This window comes from Plesiocystis pacifica SIR-1, from assembly GCF_000170895.1.
Lineage (GTDB): Bacteria > Myxococcota_A > Polyangia > Nannocystales > Nannocystaceae > Plesiocystis > Plesiocystis pacifica.
Window position 1 is genome coordinate 59,634 of the sequence record NZ_ABCS01000045.1, and the last position, 17,808, is coordinate 77,441.

Consider the following 17,808-nt stretch of genomic DNA (forward strand, 5'->3'; position numbering starts at 1 on the left):
CATGGCCATGTTCAACGTGCTGCGCTGGTACCACCCGATGATCGGGTGTGACTGGCACATCCCCGTGCTCCCCCCGGGGCCCCTGCCCGCGCCCTCGCCCTACTTCGTGTTCCACATCATGGGCAACCCGCTGAGCCTGACGAAGCTGTACACGACCTCGGTGTTCGCCGACTCGACGCAGCAGGCCATGGTCAAGGGCTCGGACATCGGCATGCTGATCCCCCACATCGGGACCTTCAGCGTGACCATCTTCGTCGAGATGCTGTTCTCCGGGTCCAAGTGCCACTTCGGCCCCGCGGCGATCCAGGTCACCGACCAAAACGGGGGCAGCGGCAACCCGGCGGCGGCCATCGCCGTGGTCGCGAACATCAACCTCAACTGCGGCTTCCCGGTCCCGACCCCCCTCGACGCGGTCCTGGCCTTCAACACCACCGCCGTGGGCATGACCTGGGCCGACTTCCTGGCCGGGCTCTACAGCATGGTCCTCGACTTCGCCCTCCAGGCCGCCCTCAACTGGATCGGCTACAAGTACATGGGCTGGATCGGCAAGGGCTTCCAGCGCCTGTTCAACCGCATCGGCCCGCGCCTGGGCATCAAGTCCATGAGCAAGGCCGCGGCCAAGGCGACCCCCGGCCTGCGCCGGGCCTGGCGCGCGGCGAACCGCAGCGGCGCCTTCAAGGGCACCGTCAACGACTACGCCCGCATGGTCGCCGCCAAGGCCGGGCGCAACCTCAACCCCGTGACGCGCTTCGTCGAGCGCCACTTCGCCCTGACCGGCGAGAACGTGGTCAACTTCTTCATCGGCTCGCCCCTGGGGACCGCCGCCGACGCCCCGGCCATCGGCGGGCCCACGGCCTACAGCAAGTCCCGCGAGCAGATCGACAGGGTCATCCCCTCGGAGGGTGCGGTCCACGACTTCTTCGACACGCCCCCCCCGAGCTCCACGCCCGTGGACCCCAGCACCCCGCCCACGCCCGAGCCGACCCCGGCCGACGCGACCCGCCACTACCTCAACGACAGCTGCGTCGAGGAGCTGTGATGTTCGATCCCAGCGAATTTCACGTCCCGGACTCGCCCTTCACCACGCAGATGCCGATCTCGGCCATCGATCGCCAGCGCCGCTCGGTGCTCGGGGTCGTGGCCAAGCGAAGCTACGCCGTCGACCCCCACGGCCGCTGCACGCCCCTGGCCGAGCAGGCTCCCCTCAACCTCGGGCCCGTCGACGACCCCGAGCACCGCGAGCTGATCCTCGCCGACTCGGACGTGTTCCTGGACAAGCTCGCCGTCGACCTGGTCGTCCGCGGCCACGCCTGGAACCACCCCGGCACGCCCAGCTGGCTCGCCGAGGTCCTGGTCGATCGCGGCGCCTTCCGGGCCCAGCTCCAGGTCCACGGCGATCGCCGGGCGGGCCTGAGCCAGACCGGGCGCATCGCCTTCTCGCCGCCGGCTCGGGTCGACAAGGTCGCGCTGTCCTACCGCAACGCCTACGGCGGCTGCGACGAGCGCGGCGAGGCCCGCCGCGGCTTCCCCTTCGAGCCCATGCTCGCGGGCGTCCCCGAGTCCGAGCGAGACCTCGCCCGCGCGGCCCTGAGCCTGTGGCACTACCCCCGCAACCGCGCGGGCAAGGGCTACCTCGTGGAGTTCGAGCGCGAGTCCCTCGACGCCCTCGAGCTGCCCAACCTCGAGCACCCCCACGACCTGCTGACCCCCGAGCGCCTCGTCGTCGGGGACATGTGGCACTGGCCCCTCCAGCCCCTGCCCGCGTCCTTCGACTGGCTCGACCACGGCACCTTCCCGCGCCTGGGCTGGTTCGGCGACTGCCCCGACTGGGAGGACGTCGACCTCGCCCCGTCCATCGACGCCTTCCCGGAGCTGCGCTTTGGCCACGCCGAGCGCGAGCTCTTCGACCCCGACAACACCCCCGCCGAGTCCTTCGATCGCCGCGCCCTCAACGGCGCGTCCCTGGGCATGCGCGTGGCCCAGCTGCGCGGCGACGAGCTGCTGACCCTGACCAACCTGCACCCCAGCCTGCCCCAGTGGCTCCTGCAGCTGCCCGGCGAGCGGCCCAAGCTGTGGGTCGACGATCGCCAGGGCAGCGTGCGCGAGCTCGAGGCCAAGCTCTCGTCCGTGCTCATCGAGCCCGACGAGCAGCGCCTGACCCTGGTCTGGTATGGCTGGACCCCGGCGCGGCGCCCCTACCTCGAGCACGAGCTCATAAAGATGCCCTACCTCGTCGAGTGGTGAGCTCGAGCTCCGCCCCGCCTCCGCCATGCTCCGCTGCAGCCATCACCGCGTCACCGTCGTCCCCGTGGGCGGGCTCGCGGTCCTCGCGGGCCTGATCGCCCTCGGCCTGGTCAGCAGCCTGTCTCCCGACGGGGACGCGCGTGTGTGGATCAGCTTGGGGGTCATCGGCGTCGGCGTGATCGCGCACGTGCTGACCAGCTTCGTCGTCATCCGTCGGCAGGGCGAGCGCCTGGTGTGGCGGGCCTTCCTGGTCCGCGGCGAGGCCCCGGCGGACCAGTGCGCGCTGGCCACACAGCTCGACACCCCCGCCGGCCGCGAGCCGACCCTCGAGCTCCACCTGCAAACCGACGCGGGCCCGACCCCAGCGCTGCTCACCTTGCCCACGGGCGAGGCCGGCGAGGCCAAGCTGCGCGCCATCGCCGAGGCCCTCGGGCTCTCGCCGGGCCAGGGTCAGGGTCAGGGCTGACCGGCCGGCGTCGAAGACTCCGCGGCGTCCACGAGCGCGGCCGAGTCGTAGCGCGGCCCCCACTCCTTGCCGGCCAGGCGATCGCGGCGGCGCTGCACCGTCAGCGCGTACGCCTTGCACCCGTCCATGGGCGCTTGGCTCAGGAAGGTCCGCAGGGCGCAGTTGAACTCGTCGGGCGAGGTCATCATCGGCGTGTGCCCGCCGAGGTGGATGACGTAGCTGGTCACCGTCGGGATGTTGTCCTCGAAGGTCTCCATGGCCTTGACCGGCACGATCGGGTCGTCGTCGCCCCACAGCACCAGGGTCGGCGCCTCGATGCTGGCGAGGGCCTCCTTGGGGATGCGCGCGTAGCTGGGGCGGAGCAGATCGGCGAGCACTCGCAGGTAGGGCGCCTCCTCGACGGTGCCCTCGAAGCTGGCCACGAAGGTCTGGCGGGCCTGGCTCTTGGGGTCCTGGCCGGGGTAGTGCTCGCCCGAGGTCAGGTTGGCGATCTGCAGCCAGCGGGCGTTGAGGAAGGGCAAGACCGGGGCGACGGAGCCGAGGTGGCGCGTGCCCGTGGAGTCCGAGAGCACCAGGCGCTCGACGTGCTCGGGGTGCTCGATGGCGAACTCGGCCGCGATGTAGCCCCCGGCCGAGTTGCCGATGACCGTGGCCCGCTCGATGTCGAGGGCGTCGAACAGGCCGTCGAGGACCTCGACGTAGAGCTCCGGGGTGTAGCTCACCTCCGGGTCACGCTCGGACTTGCCGTGGCCCGGCGCGTCGAACACGACCACGTGGTGGTCGAGGCTGAAGTGCTCGTACTGGTCCCACCAGTTTTGCAGGTTGCCGCTCCAGCCGTGCACGAACACCAGGGTCTCGACCCCGGGGGCGTCCGCGGGCGGGCCCGCTTCGAGGTAGCAGATGCGCTCGCCGGCGATCTCGACGAAGTGCTCGTCGTCCCAGTAGGACGGGGGCGACCACGGCTCGCTGCCCTGCTTGACCTGGCTCGCGCACGCGCTCAGGCTCGCCACCGTCAAGGCGGCCAGGGCGAGGCGGCCCGCGGAGGCGAGGGAGGCGAGGGAGGCGAGGCTGGACGAAGTGCGGAGCATGGGCTCGGTAGCCGCTCGGGCAATTCTCGGTCCCGATGGTAGACGCAAACGCTTGGTCGGGGAATGCCCCACGCCAGGGTCTGTGCGCCAAGCTCCACCAGCGACGCCCAGGCGTCGCGTACGCCCGGGGTGGTCCAATCTATTGGCGCCAGGTCGCGCTCGTGGGCGACACTTGGACCATGTCCGCGCTCGACTACAACCGCAACCGTCACTACACCACGGTCCAGATCGAGGCCATCCAAAAGGCCACTGGGACGTCGGTGACCGGTGCGTGGAACGACGAGACCGTCGAAGCGGTGAAACAGTGGCAAGGCCGCCACGGCCTCAAAGCCGACGGCATGGTCGGCGCGGGCACCTACGCCACGCTCAAGGCCGAGCAGCCCCGGCTGTTCCGCTTCCCGATCCGTACCATCGGGGCGTGGACGCGGCAGACCAACCTCAACAACCCGGACGACGCGGTCCGGGCTTGCGAGAGCGCGCGGCTCAACCGGCTCGACATCGTCATCAACGACTTCGCCAAGGACCGGGCCGTCGCGACCTTCGACACCTTCACCAAGAGCAAGATCCGGACGCTGACGCAGACCGCCAAGTCCGCCGGGCTCGAGGTCCACTTCATGAGCTGGCTGATGCCCCACGCGTCCTTCATCCGCGAGGCCGCGGCGCAGCTCCTGCCGCTGTGCGCGGACCTGGGCGTGGCCTCGCTGCAGTGGGACGCCGAGGAGCCGTGGACCCAGGCCGTCGACGCGCAGCCCCACGCCGACGCGGCCGCCCAGCTGCGCGAGCTGTTCGCCGGCCTGTCTTGCCCCATGGCCGCCAACGGCATCGCCTTCGTCCCGACCGAGCCCTTCGCCCCCCTCGCCGACGCCGTCGACCACCTCGTCCCTCAGTGCTACGCGACCAACCGCAACGGCTCGACCCCCGGCACGGTGGTGTCCCGGGGCGTCCGGCGCTGGCGCGGCAGCTTCGGCCCCGACAAGGTCGGCGCCGTCGGCTTGCCCGCCTTCCGCCAAGAGGGCATCGAGGGCTTCACCCTCCGACAGGCGGTCGAGGCGAACCTCGAGGCCGTCCGCGAGACCACCATCGACACGGTCATCTACTGGAGCCTGAGCTCCATCGCCGACTCCGAGGAGATCGCCTCGCTGCTCCGAGCGGCGCGCGCGACGGCGTAAACGCGCAAAATCAACGTTCGTCACCGAAACGTTTGGCCACGAAATCTGCCCCGCTCCCCCGACCTGGCCCTAAGATTGGGGGGTGCGACGTCGTGTCCCGTCTGGCTCTGCTGTGCTGACGCGAGCGGCCGCCGTCGCGCTGCTCGGCCTCGCCAGCCTCGCCCTCGCCTGCGACGGCCCGGCCAGCGTCAGCCCGAGCCAGCCGACTCGCCGCGCGAGCGCGCCGCTGGGGGTCGACCACGACGGCGATCCGAACGGCTCGATCCGCCTGGTGCTCAACGACCCCTCGGGCCGCGAGGCGCCCACGGGGCAGTGCGACGTCGAGCTGTGCACCTCCTTGCTCGAGCTCATCGAGGGGGCCGAGCACTCCATCGACTTCGCCCTCTACGGCATGCGCAACCAGACGGTGATCCTCGCGGCCCTCGAGGACGCCAAGGCCCGGGGGGTCGAGGTCCGCGGCGTCGTCGATCGCGACGTCGCCGGCCAAAACTACTACACGAACACGGACCAGCTGGTGTCCGCCCTCGGCGACGTGCACGACGACCAGCGCGCGGACCAGCAGCTGCAGCGAGAGTTCGAGCGCGAGGAGCGGGCCAAGAAGTTCGCCGCCGACCCGCCCTGCGAGCGCCCCGACGGCTTCGCCGGCTACGTCCAGTGCCTGGCCTACGACCTCGGCGACCGCTGCCTGCTCGCTACCCACGCCAGCCGCGAGCCCTTCGGCGGCGGGCCGGACGACGAGAGCGGCAAGGCCTTCAACAAGATCATGCACGATAAGTACTTCGTGGTCGACGGCCGCTACGTGTGGACGGGCTCGACCAACGTCAGCGACTCGGGCACCGGGGGCTACAACGCCAACCTCGTCCTCGTGCTCGACTCGCCGACCGTCGCCTCCTGGTACGCCCGGGAGTTCGAGACGATGTACGCCGGCAAGCACCACCAGCAAAAGCCGGCGAGCGAGGACGTCTACGGCGACCGGCTGACCACGCGGGTCGGCGACGCCGAGGTCGAGGTGCGCTTCTCCCCCCAGGACCGGGCCATCTCCGACGGCGTCCGCCCCGTGCTCAAGTCCGCGCGCGAGCGCATCGACATCGCGGTGTTCTTCCTGACCAACAAGGCCATCACCAGGGACCTCATCAAGGCCCACGAGCGCGGCGTCGAGATCCGCGTGATCCTCGACGCGACCGCGGCCAAGAACGGCTACACCAAGCACGAGCTCCTCCGCGAGGTCGGCATCCCGGTCAAGGTCGAGGCCTGGGGCGGCAAGATGCACATGAAGTCCGCGGCCGTCGACGGCGAGGTGCTGATCGCCGGATCGATGAACTGGACCTCGGCCGGCGAGTGGGACAACGACGAGAACACGCTGATCATCCGCAGCCCCGAGCTCGCCGGGCAGTACCACCAGTTCTTCGACCAGATGTGGGCCGGCATCCCCGAGCGCTGGGCCCGGGAGAACCCCGACCCCGAGTCGCCCGACTCGGGCTTCTCCTGCTCCGACGGCTTCGACAACGACTACGACCACGCGGACGATGCCGAGGACCCCGGCTGCGGCCCGAACCCGCCGCCGCTGCCCGAGCTGCCCCCGCACTGGGTCGTTCCAAAGGACAAGATCACCTGCCAACACCCGGCTCGGGCCGCGACTGAGCGCGCCGCGGTGCGCTAGGCTGCGCTGAGCCAGGCTGCGCCGAGCCAGGCTGCGCTGAGCTTGTCAAGGCTCCGACACCGGTCTAGGGTGGAGCCATTGGACCCACGGATTGGGTCCAATCAAATGGAGGAGCCATGGAGGCACGAGAAAACGCATCGAGCGCGAGCACTCTTCGTCGTCGCGCAATCATCATCACGGCCTTGGCGGTCTGGATCCCCTGGACCATCGCCATGATCGTCGGCGACCGCTGGTCGCTGTTCCCCGACAACTACTTCATGTCGATCACCATGGCGTTCGGCTCGTTCATCGCGGGCGCGACCTCCGAGGGCGGGGGCGCCGTCGCCTTCCCGGTGATGACGATGGTGTTCCACATCAAGCCCGCCATCGCCCGGGACTTCTCGCTGATGATTCAGTCCGTCGGCATGATCGCGGCGGGCCTGACCATCCTCTGGACCCGGGTGCCGGTGGTCAAGTCCTGCCTGGTGTGGACCAGCGTCGGCGGCGTCGTGGGCGTGTTCGCGGGCCTCGAGTGGCTCGCCCCGATCATCCCCCCGCCCTTCGCCAAGATGCTGTTCACCTCGACCTGGCTGGCCTTCGCCGGGGCGCTGTGGATGATCAACCGGGCCGCGGAGCGCGAGGTCAAGGACGACCACACCATCGACACGACCCGGGCCAAGCTGCTGTTCCTGGCCATCGGGATCATCGGCGGCGTCGTCACCTCGATCACCGGCTCGGGCGTCGACATCCTGACCTTCTCCCTGCTGGTCCTGGTGTTCCGCGTGTCCGAGAGCGTGGCGACGCCGACCTCGGTGGTGCTCATGGGCCTCAACGCCCTCGCGGGCGCGCTCTACAAGGGCACCCTCGGCGGCGGCCTGGCCCCCGAGGCGTGGAACTACTGGTGGGTCGCGGTCCCCGTGGTCGTGGTCGGGGCCCCGCTCGGCGCCCAGTTCATCCGCAGCCGCAGCCGCCTGTTCATCGCCCGCTTCCTGATCGCCTCGATCCTCATTCAGTTCGTGGCGGCGCTCATCATCATCCCCCAGACGCCGGTCCTGCTGAGCTTCTCGGCGGCCATCTTCCTCGTCGGCCTGGCCCTGTTCAGCGGGATGGCTCGCCTGGGCCAGCGCCGCCTCGAAAGCTCGGCCCCCGCGCCATCGCCCTCGACGGAGTGAGCATGGATTTCTCCTGGTCCGAAGACATGCAAGCCCAGTACGACTCGACGGTCAAGTTCTGTCGTACGCTCAACGACGGCCTCGACGAGCGCCTCGCCGCCGCCCGCTTCCCGCGGGAGCAGTGGCGCGCCTGCGGCGAGTTCGGCCTGCTCGGCCTGTGCGTGCCCGAGGCCTACGGGGGCATGGGCCTGAGCTGCGTCGACACGGCGCGGATGATCGAGGCCTTCGGCTACGGCTGCCAGGACATGGGCCTGGTGTTCTCCGCCTCGGCCCACCAGTTCGCCTGCGTCGCGCCGATCGTCGAGACGGGCAGCGAGGCCCTCAAGGACGAGCTGCTCGCGGACCTGGCCGCGGGCACGCGCGTCGCCGCCAACGCCATGACCGAGGCCGAGGCCGGCTCGGACAGCTCCGCGCTCAAGACCACGGCGACCCTCGAGGGCGACCACTACCGCCTCAACGGGATCAAGAGCTACGCCAGCAACGGGCCCGTGTCCGACCTGCTGCTGGTCTACGCCAACGTCAACCCGGCGTGGGGCTACATGGGCATCACGGCCTTCGCCGTCGACCGCGAGAGCCCCGGGCTGCGCGTCGGCGAGCCCTTCCACAAGATGGGCCTCGAGACCTCGCCGATCGCCTCGGTCTACTTCGAGGACTGCATGGTCCCGGTCAGCCGGCGCGTGGGCGAGGAGGGCGACGGCGCCAAGATCTTCGCCAACTCCATGCACTGGGAGCGGGGCTGCCTGTTCGCCGCCTACCTCGGGCTGATGCAGCGCAACCTCGAGCAGGCCATCGAGTACGCCAAGGAGCGGCGGCAGTTCCGGCGCCCGATCGGCAGCTTCCAGGCCGTGTCGCACAAGATCGTCAACATGCGCATGCGCCTCGACTCGGCCCGGCTGCTGCTCTACCGCGCGTGCTGGCTGCGCGACCACGGGGACACGGCGACGGCCGAGATCGCCATGTCCAAGGTCGCCGTCAGCGAGGCCGCGGTCCAGTCGGGCCTCGACCTCATCCAGATCTTCGGCGGCATCGGCTACACCCGCGAGGCCCAGGTCGAGCGCAGCTTGCGGGACAGCGTGGCCGCGACCTTGTTCTCGGGCACCTCGGAGATCCAGCGCAACCTGATCGCCAAGGAGCTGGGGCTGTGAGCGGGCAGCGACTCCTGCACCCCCTCGTGCGCGCGAGCGCGGCCCGAACGCCCGAGCGCGTGGCCGTGCGCGGCTGGGACGGCGACATCACCTACGCCGAGCTCGACGCCCTCGCCGACGTCCTCGGCCAGCGCCTGCGCCTGATCGGGGTCGAGGCCGGCGACCGCGTCGGCCTGTGGCTCGACAAGTCGGTCCTGGCCGTCGCCGCGATGCAGGCCTGCCTGCGCATCGGCGCGGTCTATGTGCCCGTCGACCCCCTCTCGCCGACCCCCCGCGCCAACACCATCGTCCGCGACGCCGGGGCGCGGGTGGTCGTCACCGACGAGCACCGCGTGGCCAAGGCCGAGGCCCCGACGATGCTGGTCGCCACGGGCGAGGAGGGCTGGCGGACGCTGATGCGCGCTGGCGAGCGCCTCGCGGAGCACCACAGCCCCGCCGAGACCGAGCTCGCCTACATCCTCTATACCTCCGGCTCCACCGGCACCCCCAAGGGCGTGTGCATCAGCCACCTCAACGCCCGCGCCTTCGTCGACTGGGGCGTCGAGGCCCTCGAGCTGCGCGCCGAGGACCGCTTCTCGAGCCACGCCCCCTTCCACTTCGACCTGTCCGTGCTCGACCTCTACGGGGCCTTCGCCGTCGGGGCCTGCGTGTGCCTGCTGACCGAGAGCGCCGCGAGCTCGCCCCGGCGCCTGGTCGACTACGCCCGCCGCGAGCAGATCTCGGTGTGGTACTCGGTCCCCTCGGCGCTGATCCTGATGGTGCAGAGCGGGGGGCTGTTCGAGGGCGAGAGCGAGGCCCCCGAGTGGGAGCCCCGGGTGTTTTGTTTCGCCGGCGAGAGCTTCCCCATCGCGCACCTTCGGGCGCTGCGGGAGCGCTGGACCCGGGCGCGCTTTTTCAACCTCTACGGCCCGACGGAGACCAACGTGTGCACGGCCTACGAGGTCGTCGACATCGCCCCCGATCGCACGCACCCCGTCCCCATCGGCAGGGCCTGCAGCGGCGACGAGGTCTGGGTCCAGACGGACTCGGGCGAGCGCGCGGGTCCGGGCGAACGCGGCGAGCTCTACGTCAGCGGTCCAACGGTCATGCTCGGCTACTGGGGGCGTGATCCCCATGTCGGCCCCTACCCGACCGGAGACATCGTTCGTCTCGAGGAGGACGGCGAGCTCTACTTCATCGGTCGCCGGGACCACATGGTCAAGGTTCGCGGTCACCGCGTGGAGCTGGGCGAGATCGAAGCCGCTCTTGGTCTCCAGGACAGTATCCGTGACGTCGCCGTCGTTGTCCGCGGCGAGGGACTGGCGGCCAAGCTGGTGGCCGTCGTCGAGGTCGAGGGGGAGCGTGCGCCCTCTCTCCTAGCCCTGAAGCGGGCTTGCGCCGAGCGGCTCCCCCACTACATGATCATCGACCGCGTCGAGGTCGTAGACGCGCTCCCGCGGACGCGAAACGGAAAAATCGACCGGCGCGCCCTGGCCACCCCCCAGGTGTAGGATAGAATCCGAGGGTCAGCTCGGAGTGGGCTCCACCTTCGAGACTCCGCGACAGCCAAGCCATGGCCGCACTTTCCCACCACGTGCTCTCGCTCCCAACCGGGGAGACGCGCCTGATTGGGGCGGGCGAGGGTCGAGGGAGCATCCTGTTCTTCCCGGCGATCGGCGACTCGGCGATCAACTACGTGCCGACCCTCGAGGAGATGGCGCGGCGAGGCTTCCGGTCCATGGCCGTCGACCCGCCGGGCTATGGCATGCAGGAGGGCGAGGCCCCGCCGACCTTCGACGACCTCATGGGCCAGTGGTGCGAGGAGCTGTGCAAGACCATCGACGGCCCCAAGATCCTCATCGGCAACAGCGTCGGCGCGGCGGTGGCCACCGGCGGCGTCCGGGCCCCCGAGGTGTGCGGCCTGGCCCTCGTCGGCTGGCCGGTGTTCGTCGAGGCCCTGCCCACGCCCACGCAGCTCATGCCCCGGACCGCCGCCGAGCTCGATCGCCTGCTGCGCAACTCCTGGTTCAAGCCGCCGCCCCTGGGCCCCTCGGCCCTGCGCCTGTTGCTGGCGCGCATGGACAACAAGGTCCAGCGCGCCCACGCGAATTCCCTCGACCCCGTCACCTGGCTCGAGTGCCTGTTCGACTATGAAGGGCCGCTGCTCTTCGTCGCCGGCAAGAACGATGGGCTCGTGCCGCTCGAGGCCATGTACGAGAGCTCCGCCGAGATCCCGCGGAGCGAGATCGTCGTCATCGACGAGTGCGGCCACTACCCGCACCGTGAGCAGGTCGGGCGCTTTTGCGACACGATCGTCCAATTCGCCGAGAGCTCGCTGCCCTCGGCCTGAGCGGGGCGCTGCCCCCGTGCCTGGCCCTCGCGTGCTGGGGCTGGAGCCCGACGGTACGCGCCGAGGCGCCCGCTAGCGCCGAGGCCCCTGCGCTCGAGGCTGGTGAGGAGCCAGAGCCAGAGCCAGAGCCCGCCGAGGCCCCGCCGCGCATCTCGGGCACCTACTTCGGCATGGGCATCTGGCCAGCGCTGAGCTGGGTCTACTCGCCCAACCTCGAGCTCCCCCACTCCTCCGCCCTCGGGGGCGGCGGCGGAGCCCTGCGCCTGGGCCAGGCCGTCTACCCCTGGCTGACCCTCGGGGTCGACACCGGCGGCGGGTTCTACTTCGGCCCAAACAACGTGTTCATGGTCGGCGGCCTGATGATCGACGCCGGCGTCTATCCCAACCCTCGGCACCCCTTGTCGATCCACGTCGGCTTTGGCTTTGGCGCCGGCCTGCTCCTCGACGACCGGACCGAGACCCGAGGCGGCGTCGGCGGGCCCAAGTTCTCGGGCTCGCTGCGCTACGAGTTCTTCCCCGGCGCGGGGCGCAAGCGGCCCAAGGAGCCGGGCGGCTGGGCCGTGGGCCCCGAGCTGAGCTGGCGCGGCTTCACCCCCGCGGCCAAGGGTCGGCCCATGAGCAACACCGTGCTGCTCGGGGTGTGGTTCGGCTACTACTGGGGACGCTGAGCGAGGGGCGCCATAGGCACCCCCCAGTCGGCCCATGAAGCCATGGACGCGGCACCGCGCCCGGCAGTAACGTTGATCCAGCGACTCCGTAACCTGGGGTTGCCCCGCCTCGAGCGTCCGTTTCCAAGACGACGTCGATCCCAGCCCAGGTCGAACGTCGAGCATGGAGAGCCACCGATGACCGACCCACGCCAGACCGTCGCCTACACCCCCAGCCGCCCCCCGGCCGCTGACCCTGCCCTTGGCGCGACCCTCGCGCCGCCGACACCGGCGGCCGAGAAGGCGGACACCCACGCCGAGACCCTGTTCGCCAGCGGGGCCACGGACACCATCGACTTCAACGGGCTGCGCAGCGACAACCCGAGCACCCAGCCGCCCACGAGCGGCGGCGCGACGGGGACCCGCGGCCCGGCCACCCTCGGCGCGGTCACCGTGCTGCCCGAGGTCCGGGTCGAGGGCCAGCGCGTGACCCTCGTGCCCCGGCAGCAGACCCGCTACGCGAGCGACGCGGTCCTCGGCCGCGGCGGCATGGGCGAGGTGCGCCTGGCTCGCGACCTCGACATCGGTCGGCCCGTGGCCCTCAAGCGCCTGCTCGACGAGGACAACCCCCACGCCGTGGCCCGCTTCATCGACGAGGTGCGCACCGTCGGCAGCCTCGAGCACCCCAACATCGTCCCCATCCACGACGTCGGCGTCGACGAGGACGGCGCGCTCTTCTTCGTCATGAAGTACATCGAGGGCGAGACCCTCGGCGACGTGATCGAGAAGCTCGCCAAGGGCGACGCCGAGGCCCACGCGACCTACACCATCGCCCGCCGCCTCGACATCTTCGTGTCCTTGCTGCGCGCGCTGCAGTACGCCCACGGCCAGGGCCTGGTCCACCGCGACATCAAGCCCGAGAACGTGATGGTCGGCCGCTACGGCGAGGTCGTGCTCATGGACTGGGGCATCGCCCACCGCATGCGCACCGAGGCCCGCCCGTCTGGCGCGAGCGCGAGCCCGGGCCGCCTCGGCACCATCGAGCGCGCCTCGGCCGAGACCGTCGACGGGGCCGTCGTCGGCACGCCCCAGTACATGTCGCCGGAGCAGGCCGCGGGCGCCGTGTCCGAGCTCGACGGGCGCAGCGACATCTACAGCGCCTTCGTCCTGCTCTACGAGCTGCTGACCCTCGAGCCCTACATCCCCGAGGGCAAGAACCACGTCGAGACCCTGCTCAGCGTGCAAGAGCGGCCCCGGCCCTCGGCGGTCGATCCCGCCTTCGCGCCCCACCCCGCCCAGGCGCCGATCCCCTCGGAGCTGCGCCACTTCGTGGTCAAGGGCCTCGAGCGCGACGTCGACGCGCGCATGGCCGACGTCGAGGAGGTCCTGTGGGAGCTCGCGCGGGTCCGCTCGGGCGATTTCGACGTCGTCTGCCCCATCACCTTCATCAAGCACAGCTCGGTGCAGGTCAGCCGCGTCGCCGATCGCCGCCCCCTGGCCACGATGATCATGGCCGCGTTCTCCACGCTCATGTTCCTCGGCGGCGTCGCGGGCTGGGTCGCCTGGGCCCTGTGAACGCGGCGACATCACGCCGGCGCCCTCGCCAGGGCTCGCGCGCTCGGGATAGCATCCCCGCATGCGCGTCTTGGCTCGTGGTTCGTGGATGAAGATGGAGCGCAGCCGCCGGGGCTCCCCGGTGGCCGTGGCGATTGCGCTCGGCCTCGGGCTCGCGCCCTTCGGCGTCGCGTCGGCGCAGCAGCCCAGCCCAAACCCAAGCCCGAGCCCGGGCTACGAAGCCCCCGTCAGCGAGGCCCAGCCCGAGATCTACGGCGGCCAGGTGGCCTCGACCTGCCAGTGGCCGACCATCGTCGGCCTGTTCAACGGCGGGAGCATCTGCAGCGGGACCCTCGTCCACCCCGAGATCGTCCTGACCGCGGCGCACTGCATGGACGCCAACGCTGGCGGCCCCCCCGATGAGATCCGCTTCGGCGAGGATCTGTTCGACCCCGACTTCGCCGTGTCCGTGTCCGAGTGCGTGCTGTTCCCGGGCTGGACCGGCAACGTCGGGCCGTCGGACTACGCCTACTGCCGGCTGAGCAGCCCCGTCACCAACATCGCCCCGACCCCGCCGATCATGGGCTGCGAGGTCCTCGAGCTCGGCCTCGGCACCCCCGTCGCCGTCGCCGGCTTCGGGCTCACCGACGAGGGCCAAAACGACGCCGGGACCAAGCGCTGGGGCATGACCGAGATCAGCAGCGACGACGTCGACCTGACCCTCGCCGCCGGGACCATGGAGACCAGCACCTGCGGCGGCGACTCGGGCAGCAGCGGCTTCGTGCAGCTCGAGGACGGGGGCTGGCGCGCCTTCGGGATCCTGTCCGGCGGCCCCGAGGGCTGCGACAACTACGGCATCTACGTGACCATGTTCAGCATGGTCGGCTGGGTCGAAGAGCAGACCGGCCTCGACATCACGCCCTGCACCGACGCCGACGGGACCTGGAACCCCGGGCCGGACTGCACCGGCGCCGCCGCCAACCCGACCGCCGGCGGCTCGTGGGCCATGGGCTGCGACGGCTCCGTGGGCCAAGAGCCGTCCACCTGCGGCCCCGGCATCTCCTGGCCCGAGGACGTGCTGCCGCCCGAGGTCAGCTTCACCGTGCCCACGGACGCCGCGAACTACCCGGACTCCCCGACGACCTTCGACATCGTGGTCGAGACCGCCGACGAGGACAGCTACGCCGTGCTCTCGGTCGAGCTGTTCATCAACGACATGTCCGTGGGCCTCAAAGAGCGCCTACCCTGGGACGAGCCCGGGCCGTGGGAGTGGGCCAACGCGCAGTTCACCAACGGCGAGTACACGCTCACGGCCGTGGCCCTCGACTACGCCGGCAACGAGGGGCAGGCCAGCGTGACCTTCACCGTCGGCGACCCATCCAACGACGACGAGAGCTCCGAGGAAGAGACCGACACCGAGACCGACGAGGGCGCCGACGAGGTCGGCACGGAGTCGGGGGTGCCGGCGGCCCCGATCACCGACGACTCGGGCTGCAACTGCCGGACGAGCGACGCGGGCTCGGGCCGCGACTCGTGGCTGTGGGCGGGCCTGGGCCTCCTCGGCCTCGGCACCCTCGCGCGGCGCCGCCGTAGGCACTGATTCAGGTTTCAGCTCCGCCCGGACCCTGACCTCACCCGGAGTGAGGCGGACATGGCGCCTGACACCCGCGACGCGGAGGCGGGATCCCAGCGTGCCCCCGAACGCCCCACTACCCGACCTGCGTTGGACCCGTGACACAGGCGGCGTACTCTGTGCGCGGGTGCGCCTCGACTCGAAAGCCAAGCCCGGCGGCCCGCGGGGCTCGATCGCCGTCGAGTTCTACCTCGGCCTCGCCCTCGCCGGCTTCCTCTGGCACGCCGCTGCCCAGGACACCAACGACTTTTGGCGCGCGAGCCCGGAGGTCGGCGCGCTCGAGCTGCTGTGGACCCCGCTGCTGGGCGTGGCCGCGGCGCTCGTGGTGATCGCGGCCTTCCGCGCCGGGGAGCGGCGCTGGTCGTGGCTCCCGGCCCTGCACCGGGACTTCCGCGCCCTGCTCGGACGACCGACGAGCGCCGAGCTCCTCGCGCTCGCGGCCGCCAGCGCGATCGGAGAGGAGATCTTCTTCCGCGCGGCCATGCTCGACGCCTGGGGCCCGTGGCTGAGCAGCCTGGCCTTCGCCCTGCTGCACGTCCCGCCCCGCCGCGAGCTGTGGCCGTGGACGGCCTCCGCGGGGCTCATGGGCCTGCTCTTCGCCGGGCTGACGCTGTGGTCCGGCAACCTCGGCCCCGCGATCGCGGCCCACTTCGTGATCAACGCGATCAACCTGGTCTACGTGACCCGCAAGGACCCGCCGATGGTCCTGCGCGGCCCGGTCCAGCCCAGCTGAACGCGCCGCTTTTTTGGTCGGCGGGGCCATCCGTGCCATCGCCAGACCATGGCCAACTGGGCAAAGACCGCGGCGTCTCGCCGAGGCTTCCTGCACACGCTGTGTGGCGGCGTGGCGGTCACGGGCGCGGCCCTGCTGACGGGCGGGCGCGCCCTCGCGGGCGACATGAGCCTCAGCGACCGCGTCGACCTCGTCTACAGCAACCAGTTCCGCTTCGACGACAGCGGCCAGCCGCGGGTGTCGATCGGCGTGATGCAGGGCAAGCGCGAGGTCCTGCTGTCCTCGCCCAAGGGCCTGCGCGCCCTGCCCTCCGGCGAGGGCGGCACGGCGATCGCGGGCGGCGGCCGCTGGCGCATCCGCGTGTCCAACTCCAAGCCCGCCGAGCAGCGCTTTCGGGTCGTCCTCGACGCCGTCCCGGCCACGCAGCTGCGCCGCGCCGAGGATATCGCCGAGCGCTGGCGCGGCCGCGGCTTCGCCGTCGCCGAGCGCGAGGTCGGGACCTTGTTTGGGGTCTCGGGCAAGGTCCTCGACACCCGCCGGATCCTGCTGACCACCGAGCGCCTGTCGTCCGAGCGCGAGGCCGAGGCCCGCGCCCGCGAGCTCGCCGAAGCCCACGGCATCCTCCCGCGCCTGCACCCCGAGGTCGAGCGCCGCTCCCGGGGCCGCATCGTCGCCGAGGACCTCGAGACCGGGGTCAAAGTCGAGGCCGAGGGCGTGCTGTGGTTCGCCCCGAGCCGCGGCGGCTTGACCACGGTCCACGACGTCGAAGACGGCGCTGGCCACGTCCTCGGCGACCGCCCCTACCGCGGGCAGATCTACGTCGCCATCGATCGCAACGGCAAGCTCGCGGTGGTCAACCTCGCCCGCGAGAGCGAGATCCTCGCGGGCATCGTGCCCGCCGAGATCTTCGCCTCCGCCCCCAGCGAGGCCCTCAAGGCCCAGGCCGTCGCCGCCCGCGGCCACCTGCTGACCAAGGTCGGCACCCGCCACCTCGACGACCCCTTCATCCTGTGCGCGCACCAGCACTGCCAGGTCTACGCCGGGGCGGGGAGCGAGGACTCGCGGACCACCGCCGCGGTCAACCGCACCATCGGCCGGGTGCTCATGCGGCCCAACGAGACCCAGCTCGTCGACACGGTCTACTCGGCCAACTGCGGCGGGCACACCGAGGACAACGAGCGGGTCTGGCCGAGCCCGGCCGATCCGCAGCTGCGCGGCACCGTCGACCCCCGCCAGGCCGAGCGCTTCGGCGAGGGCATCGACGCCGACAACATCGACGCGTGGTTGGCCGAGGCCCACGACACCTACAGCCGCCCGCGCTCGAGCGCCGTCGCCGAGGCCTACCGGTGGACCGCGACCGTCGACCCCAGCTCCGTCGCCGGCAACCCGGGCGTGCCCGCGGACCTCGGCAAGCTCGTGGGCGTGGAGCTCCACGCCCGCGGCCGCAGCGGCCGGGCGACCCACGCCACCCTCCACGGCGTCCGCCGCAGCGTCGAGCTCCACGGCGAGCTGCGGATCCGCCGAGCCCTCGGCGGCCTGCGCTCGTCGATGTTCGTGGTCGAGGAGCAGCGCGACCGCCACGGCCGCTTCGTGCTCCGCGGCGGCGGCTACGGCCACGGCGTGGGCATGTGCCAGCACGGCGCCATGGGCATGGCCGCGGCCGGCAAGACTTACGGACCGATCCTGCACCACTACTACCGCGACTCGAAGCTCGTGCGGCTGTGGTGAGTCGTGGACGTGGGGCAGGGAGGGCGTGGCGTCGTCCACGACGGCTAAAGCAGACAGAGGGTCGGCCAGAACTCGTTTTGGCCGACCCTCTGAGTCGTGGACGTGGGGCAGGGAGGGCGTGGCGTCGTCCACGACGGCTAAACTAGACAGAGGGTCGGCCAGAACTCGTTTTGGCCGACCCTCTGAGTCGTGGACGTGGGGCAGGGAGGGCGTGGCGTCGTCCACGACGGCTAAACTAGACAGGGACTGTGAAATCTTCAC

15 protein-coding genes are annotated in these 17,808 nt (G+C 71.1%); 14 read left to right on the forward strand and 1 reads right to left on the reverse strand.

All coding sequences use genetic code 11. The features are described 5' to 3' along the window. Nucleotide 1: 1 nt before the first annotated feature. Genes PPSIR1_RS22115 through PPSIR1_RS22125 form a run of 3 tightly spaced genes read left to right on the forward strand, consistent with a single transcriptional unit; the run spans nt 2 to nt 2,710 of the window. Complete coding sequence (locus PPSIR1_RS22115) at nt 2-1,039, forward strand: hypothetical protein (RefSeq protein WP_006973383.1); 1,038 nt, start codon at nt 2-4, stop codon at nt 1,037-1,039. Continuing rightward, nucleotides 1,039-2,244 carry a DUF2169 family type VI secretion system accessory protein gene (locus PPSIR1_RS22120; RefSeq protein WP_006973384.1) on the forward strand — a complete coding sequence of 402 codons (1,206 nt, stop codon included), beginning with the start codon at nt 1,039-1,041 and terminating at the stop codon, nt 2,242-2,244. Before PPSIR1_RS22115 ends, PPSIR1_RS22120 begins: the two co-directional genes overlap by 1 nt. A 25-nt stretch (nt 2,245-2,269) precedes the next feature. Further along, a complete protein-coding gene (locus PPSIR1_RS22125; RefSeq protein ID WP_006973385.1) occupies nt 2,270-2,710 on the forward strand; it encodes a hypothetical protein in 441 nt (146 codons plus the stop codon). Here the strand turns inward: PPSIR1_RS22125 and PPSIR1_RS22130 are convergent. Beyond that, on the reverse strand, nt 2,701-3,798 hold the full coding sequence (locus PPSIR1_RS22130) for an alpha/beta fold hydrolase (protein ID WP_006973386.1): 1,098 nt from the start codon (nt 3,796-3,798) through the stop codon (nt 2,701-2,703). The genes PPSIR1_RS22125 and PPSIR1_RS22130 overlap by 10 nt on opposite strands. A 179-nt stretch (nt 3,799-3,977) precedes the next feature. Here PPSIR1_RS22130 and PPSIR1_RS22135 point away from each other — a divergent pair, with 179 nt between their 5' ends. The 11 genes from PPSIR1_RS22135 (at nt 3,978) to PPSIR1_RS22185 (ending at nt 17,547) form a co-directional block, all read left to right on the forward strand. Next, nucleotides 3,978-4,967: a peptidoglycan-binding domain-containing protein gene (locus tag PPSIR1_RS22135; RefSeq protein ID WP_198154584.1), complete on the forward strand. Its 990-nt coding sequence runs from the start codon at nt 3,978-3,980 to the stop codon at nt 4,965-4,967. 112 nt (nt 4,968-5,079) lie between these two features. Beyond that, nucleotides 5,080-6,627, forward strand: coding sequence for a phospholipase D-like domain-containing protein (locus PPSIR1_RS22140; protein ID WP_006973388.1), 1,548 nt, complete (start codon nt 5,080-5,082; stop codon nt 6,625-6,627). A 182-nt stretch (nt 6,628-6,809) separates the two neighbouring features. Next, on the forward strand, nt 6,810-7,778 hold the full coding sequence (locus tag PPSIR1_RS22145; protein ID WP_006973389.1) for a TSUP family transporter: 969 nt from the start codon (nt 6,810-6,812) through the stop codon (nt 7,776-7,778). A gap of 2 nt (nt 7,779-7,780) precedes the next feature. Further along, nucleotides 7,781-8,923 (forward strand): acyl-CoA dehydrogenase family protein, encoded by a 1,143-nt coding sequence (locus PPSIR1_RS22150; protein WP_045116512.1) that lies wholly within the window; start codon nt 7,781-7,783, stop codon nt 8,921-8,923. Next, a complete protein-coding gene (locus PPSIR1_RS22155) occupies nt 8,920-10,413 on the forward strand; it encodes an amino acid adenylation domain-containing protein (RefSeq protein WP_006973391.1) in 1,494 nt (497 codons plus the stop codon). The genes PPSIR1_RS22150 and PPSIR1_RS22155 overlap by 4 nt, the downstream gene beginning before the upstream one ends. A gap of 62 nt (nt 10,414-10,475) precedes the next feature. Continuing rightward, the gene (locus PPSIR1_RS22160; protein ID WP_045116513.1) at nt 10,476-11,252 is read left to right on the forward strand and encodes an alpha/beta fold hydrolase; all 777 of its coding nucleotides are present in this window, start codon (nt 10,476-10,478) and stop codon (nt 11,250-11,252) included. Beyond that, complete coding sequence (locus tag PPSIR1_RS22165) at nt 11,204-11,920, forward strand: hypothetical protein (RefSeq protein ID WP_006973393.1); 717 nt, start codon at nt 11,204-11,206, stop codon at nt 11,918-11,920. Before PPSIR1_RS22160 ends, PPSIR1_RS22165 begins: the two co-directional genes overlap by 49 nt. Before the next feature lie 177 nt (nt 11,921-12,097). Then, nucleotides 12,098-13,474 (forward strand): serine/threonine-protein kinase, encoded by a 1,377-nt coding sequence (locus PPSIR1_RS22170; RefSeq protein WP_006973394.1) that lies wholly within the window; start codon nt 12,098-12,100, stop codon nt 13,472-13,474. A gap of 61 nt (nt 13,475-13,535) precedes the next feature. Next, complete coding sequence (locus PPSIR1_RS22175; RefSeq protein ID WP_086001586.1) at nt 13,536-15,053, forward strand: trypsin-like serine protease; 1,518 nt, start codon at nt 13,536-13,538, stop codon at nt 15,051-15,053. A gap of 160 nt (nt 15,054-15,213) precedes the next feature. Further along, a complete protein-coding gene (locus PPSIR1_RS43475; protein ID WP_006973396.1) occupies nt 15,214-15,819 on the forward strand; it encodes a CPBP family intramembrane glutamic endopeptidase in 606 nt (201 codons plus the stop codon). A gap of 48 nt (nt 15,820-15,867) precedes the next feature. Beyond that, on the forward strand, nt 15,868-17,547 hold the full coding sequence (locus PPSIR1_RS22185) for a SpoIID/LytB domain-containing protein (protein WP_006973397.1): 1,680 nt from the start codon (nt 15,868-15,870) through the stop codon (nt 17,545-17,547). Nucleotides 17,548-17,808: the final 261 nt, after the last annotated feature.

Excerpts from the sequence above, each read along its gene's own strand:
- PPSIR1_RS22150 (WP_045116512.1), top strand. The coding sequence starts at position 7,781 with ATGGATTTCTCCTGGTCCGAAGACATGCAAGCCCAGTACGACTCGACG.
- PPSIR1_RS22160 (WP_045116513.1), top strand. The coding sequence starts at position 10,476 with ATGGCCGCACTTTCCCACCACGTGCTCTCGCTCCCAACCGGGGAGACG.
- PPSIR1_RS22175 (WP_086001586.1), top strand. The coding sequence starts at position 13,536 with ATGCGCGTCTTGGCTCGTGGTTCGTGGATGAAGATGGAGCGCAGCCGC.
- PPSIR1_RS22120 (WP_006973384.1), top strand. The coding sequence starts at position 1,039 with ATGTTCGATCCCAGCGAATTTCACGTCCCGGACTCGCCCTTCACCACG.
- PPSIR1_RS22185 (WP_006973397.1), top strand. The coding sequence starts at position 15,868 with ATGGCCAACTGGGCAAAGACCGCGGCGTCTCGCCGAGGCTTCCTGCAC.
- PPSIR1_RS22135 (WP_198154584.1), top strand. The coding sequence starts at position 3,978 with ATGTCCGCGCTCGACTACAACCGCAACCGTCACTACACCACGGTCCAG.
- PPSIR1_RS22130 (WP_006973386.1), bottom strand. The coding sequence starts at position 3,798 with ATGCTCCGCACTTCGTCCAGCCTCGCCTCCCTCGCCTCCCTCGCCTCC.
- PPSIR1_RS22115 (WP_006973383.1), top strand. The coding sequence starts at position 2 with ATGGCCATGTTCAACGTGCTGCGCTGGTACCACCCGATGATCGGGTGT.
- PPSIR1_RS22125 (WP_006973385.1), top strand. The coding sequence starts at position 2,270 with ATGCTCCGCTGCAGCCATCACCGCGTCACCGTCGTCCCCGTGGGCGGG.
- PPSIR1_RS22170 (WP_006973394.1), top strand. The coding sequence starts at position 12,098 with ATGACCGACCCACGCCAGACCGTCGCCTACACCCCCAGCCGCCCCCCG.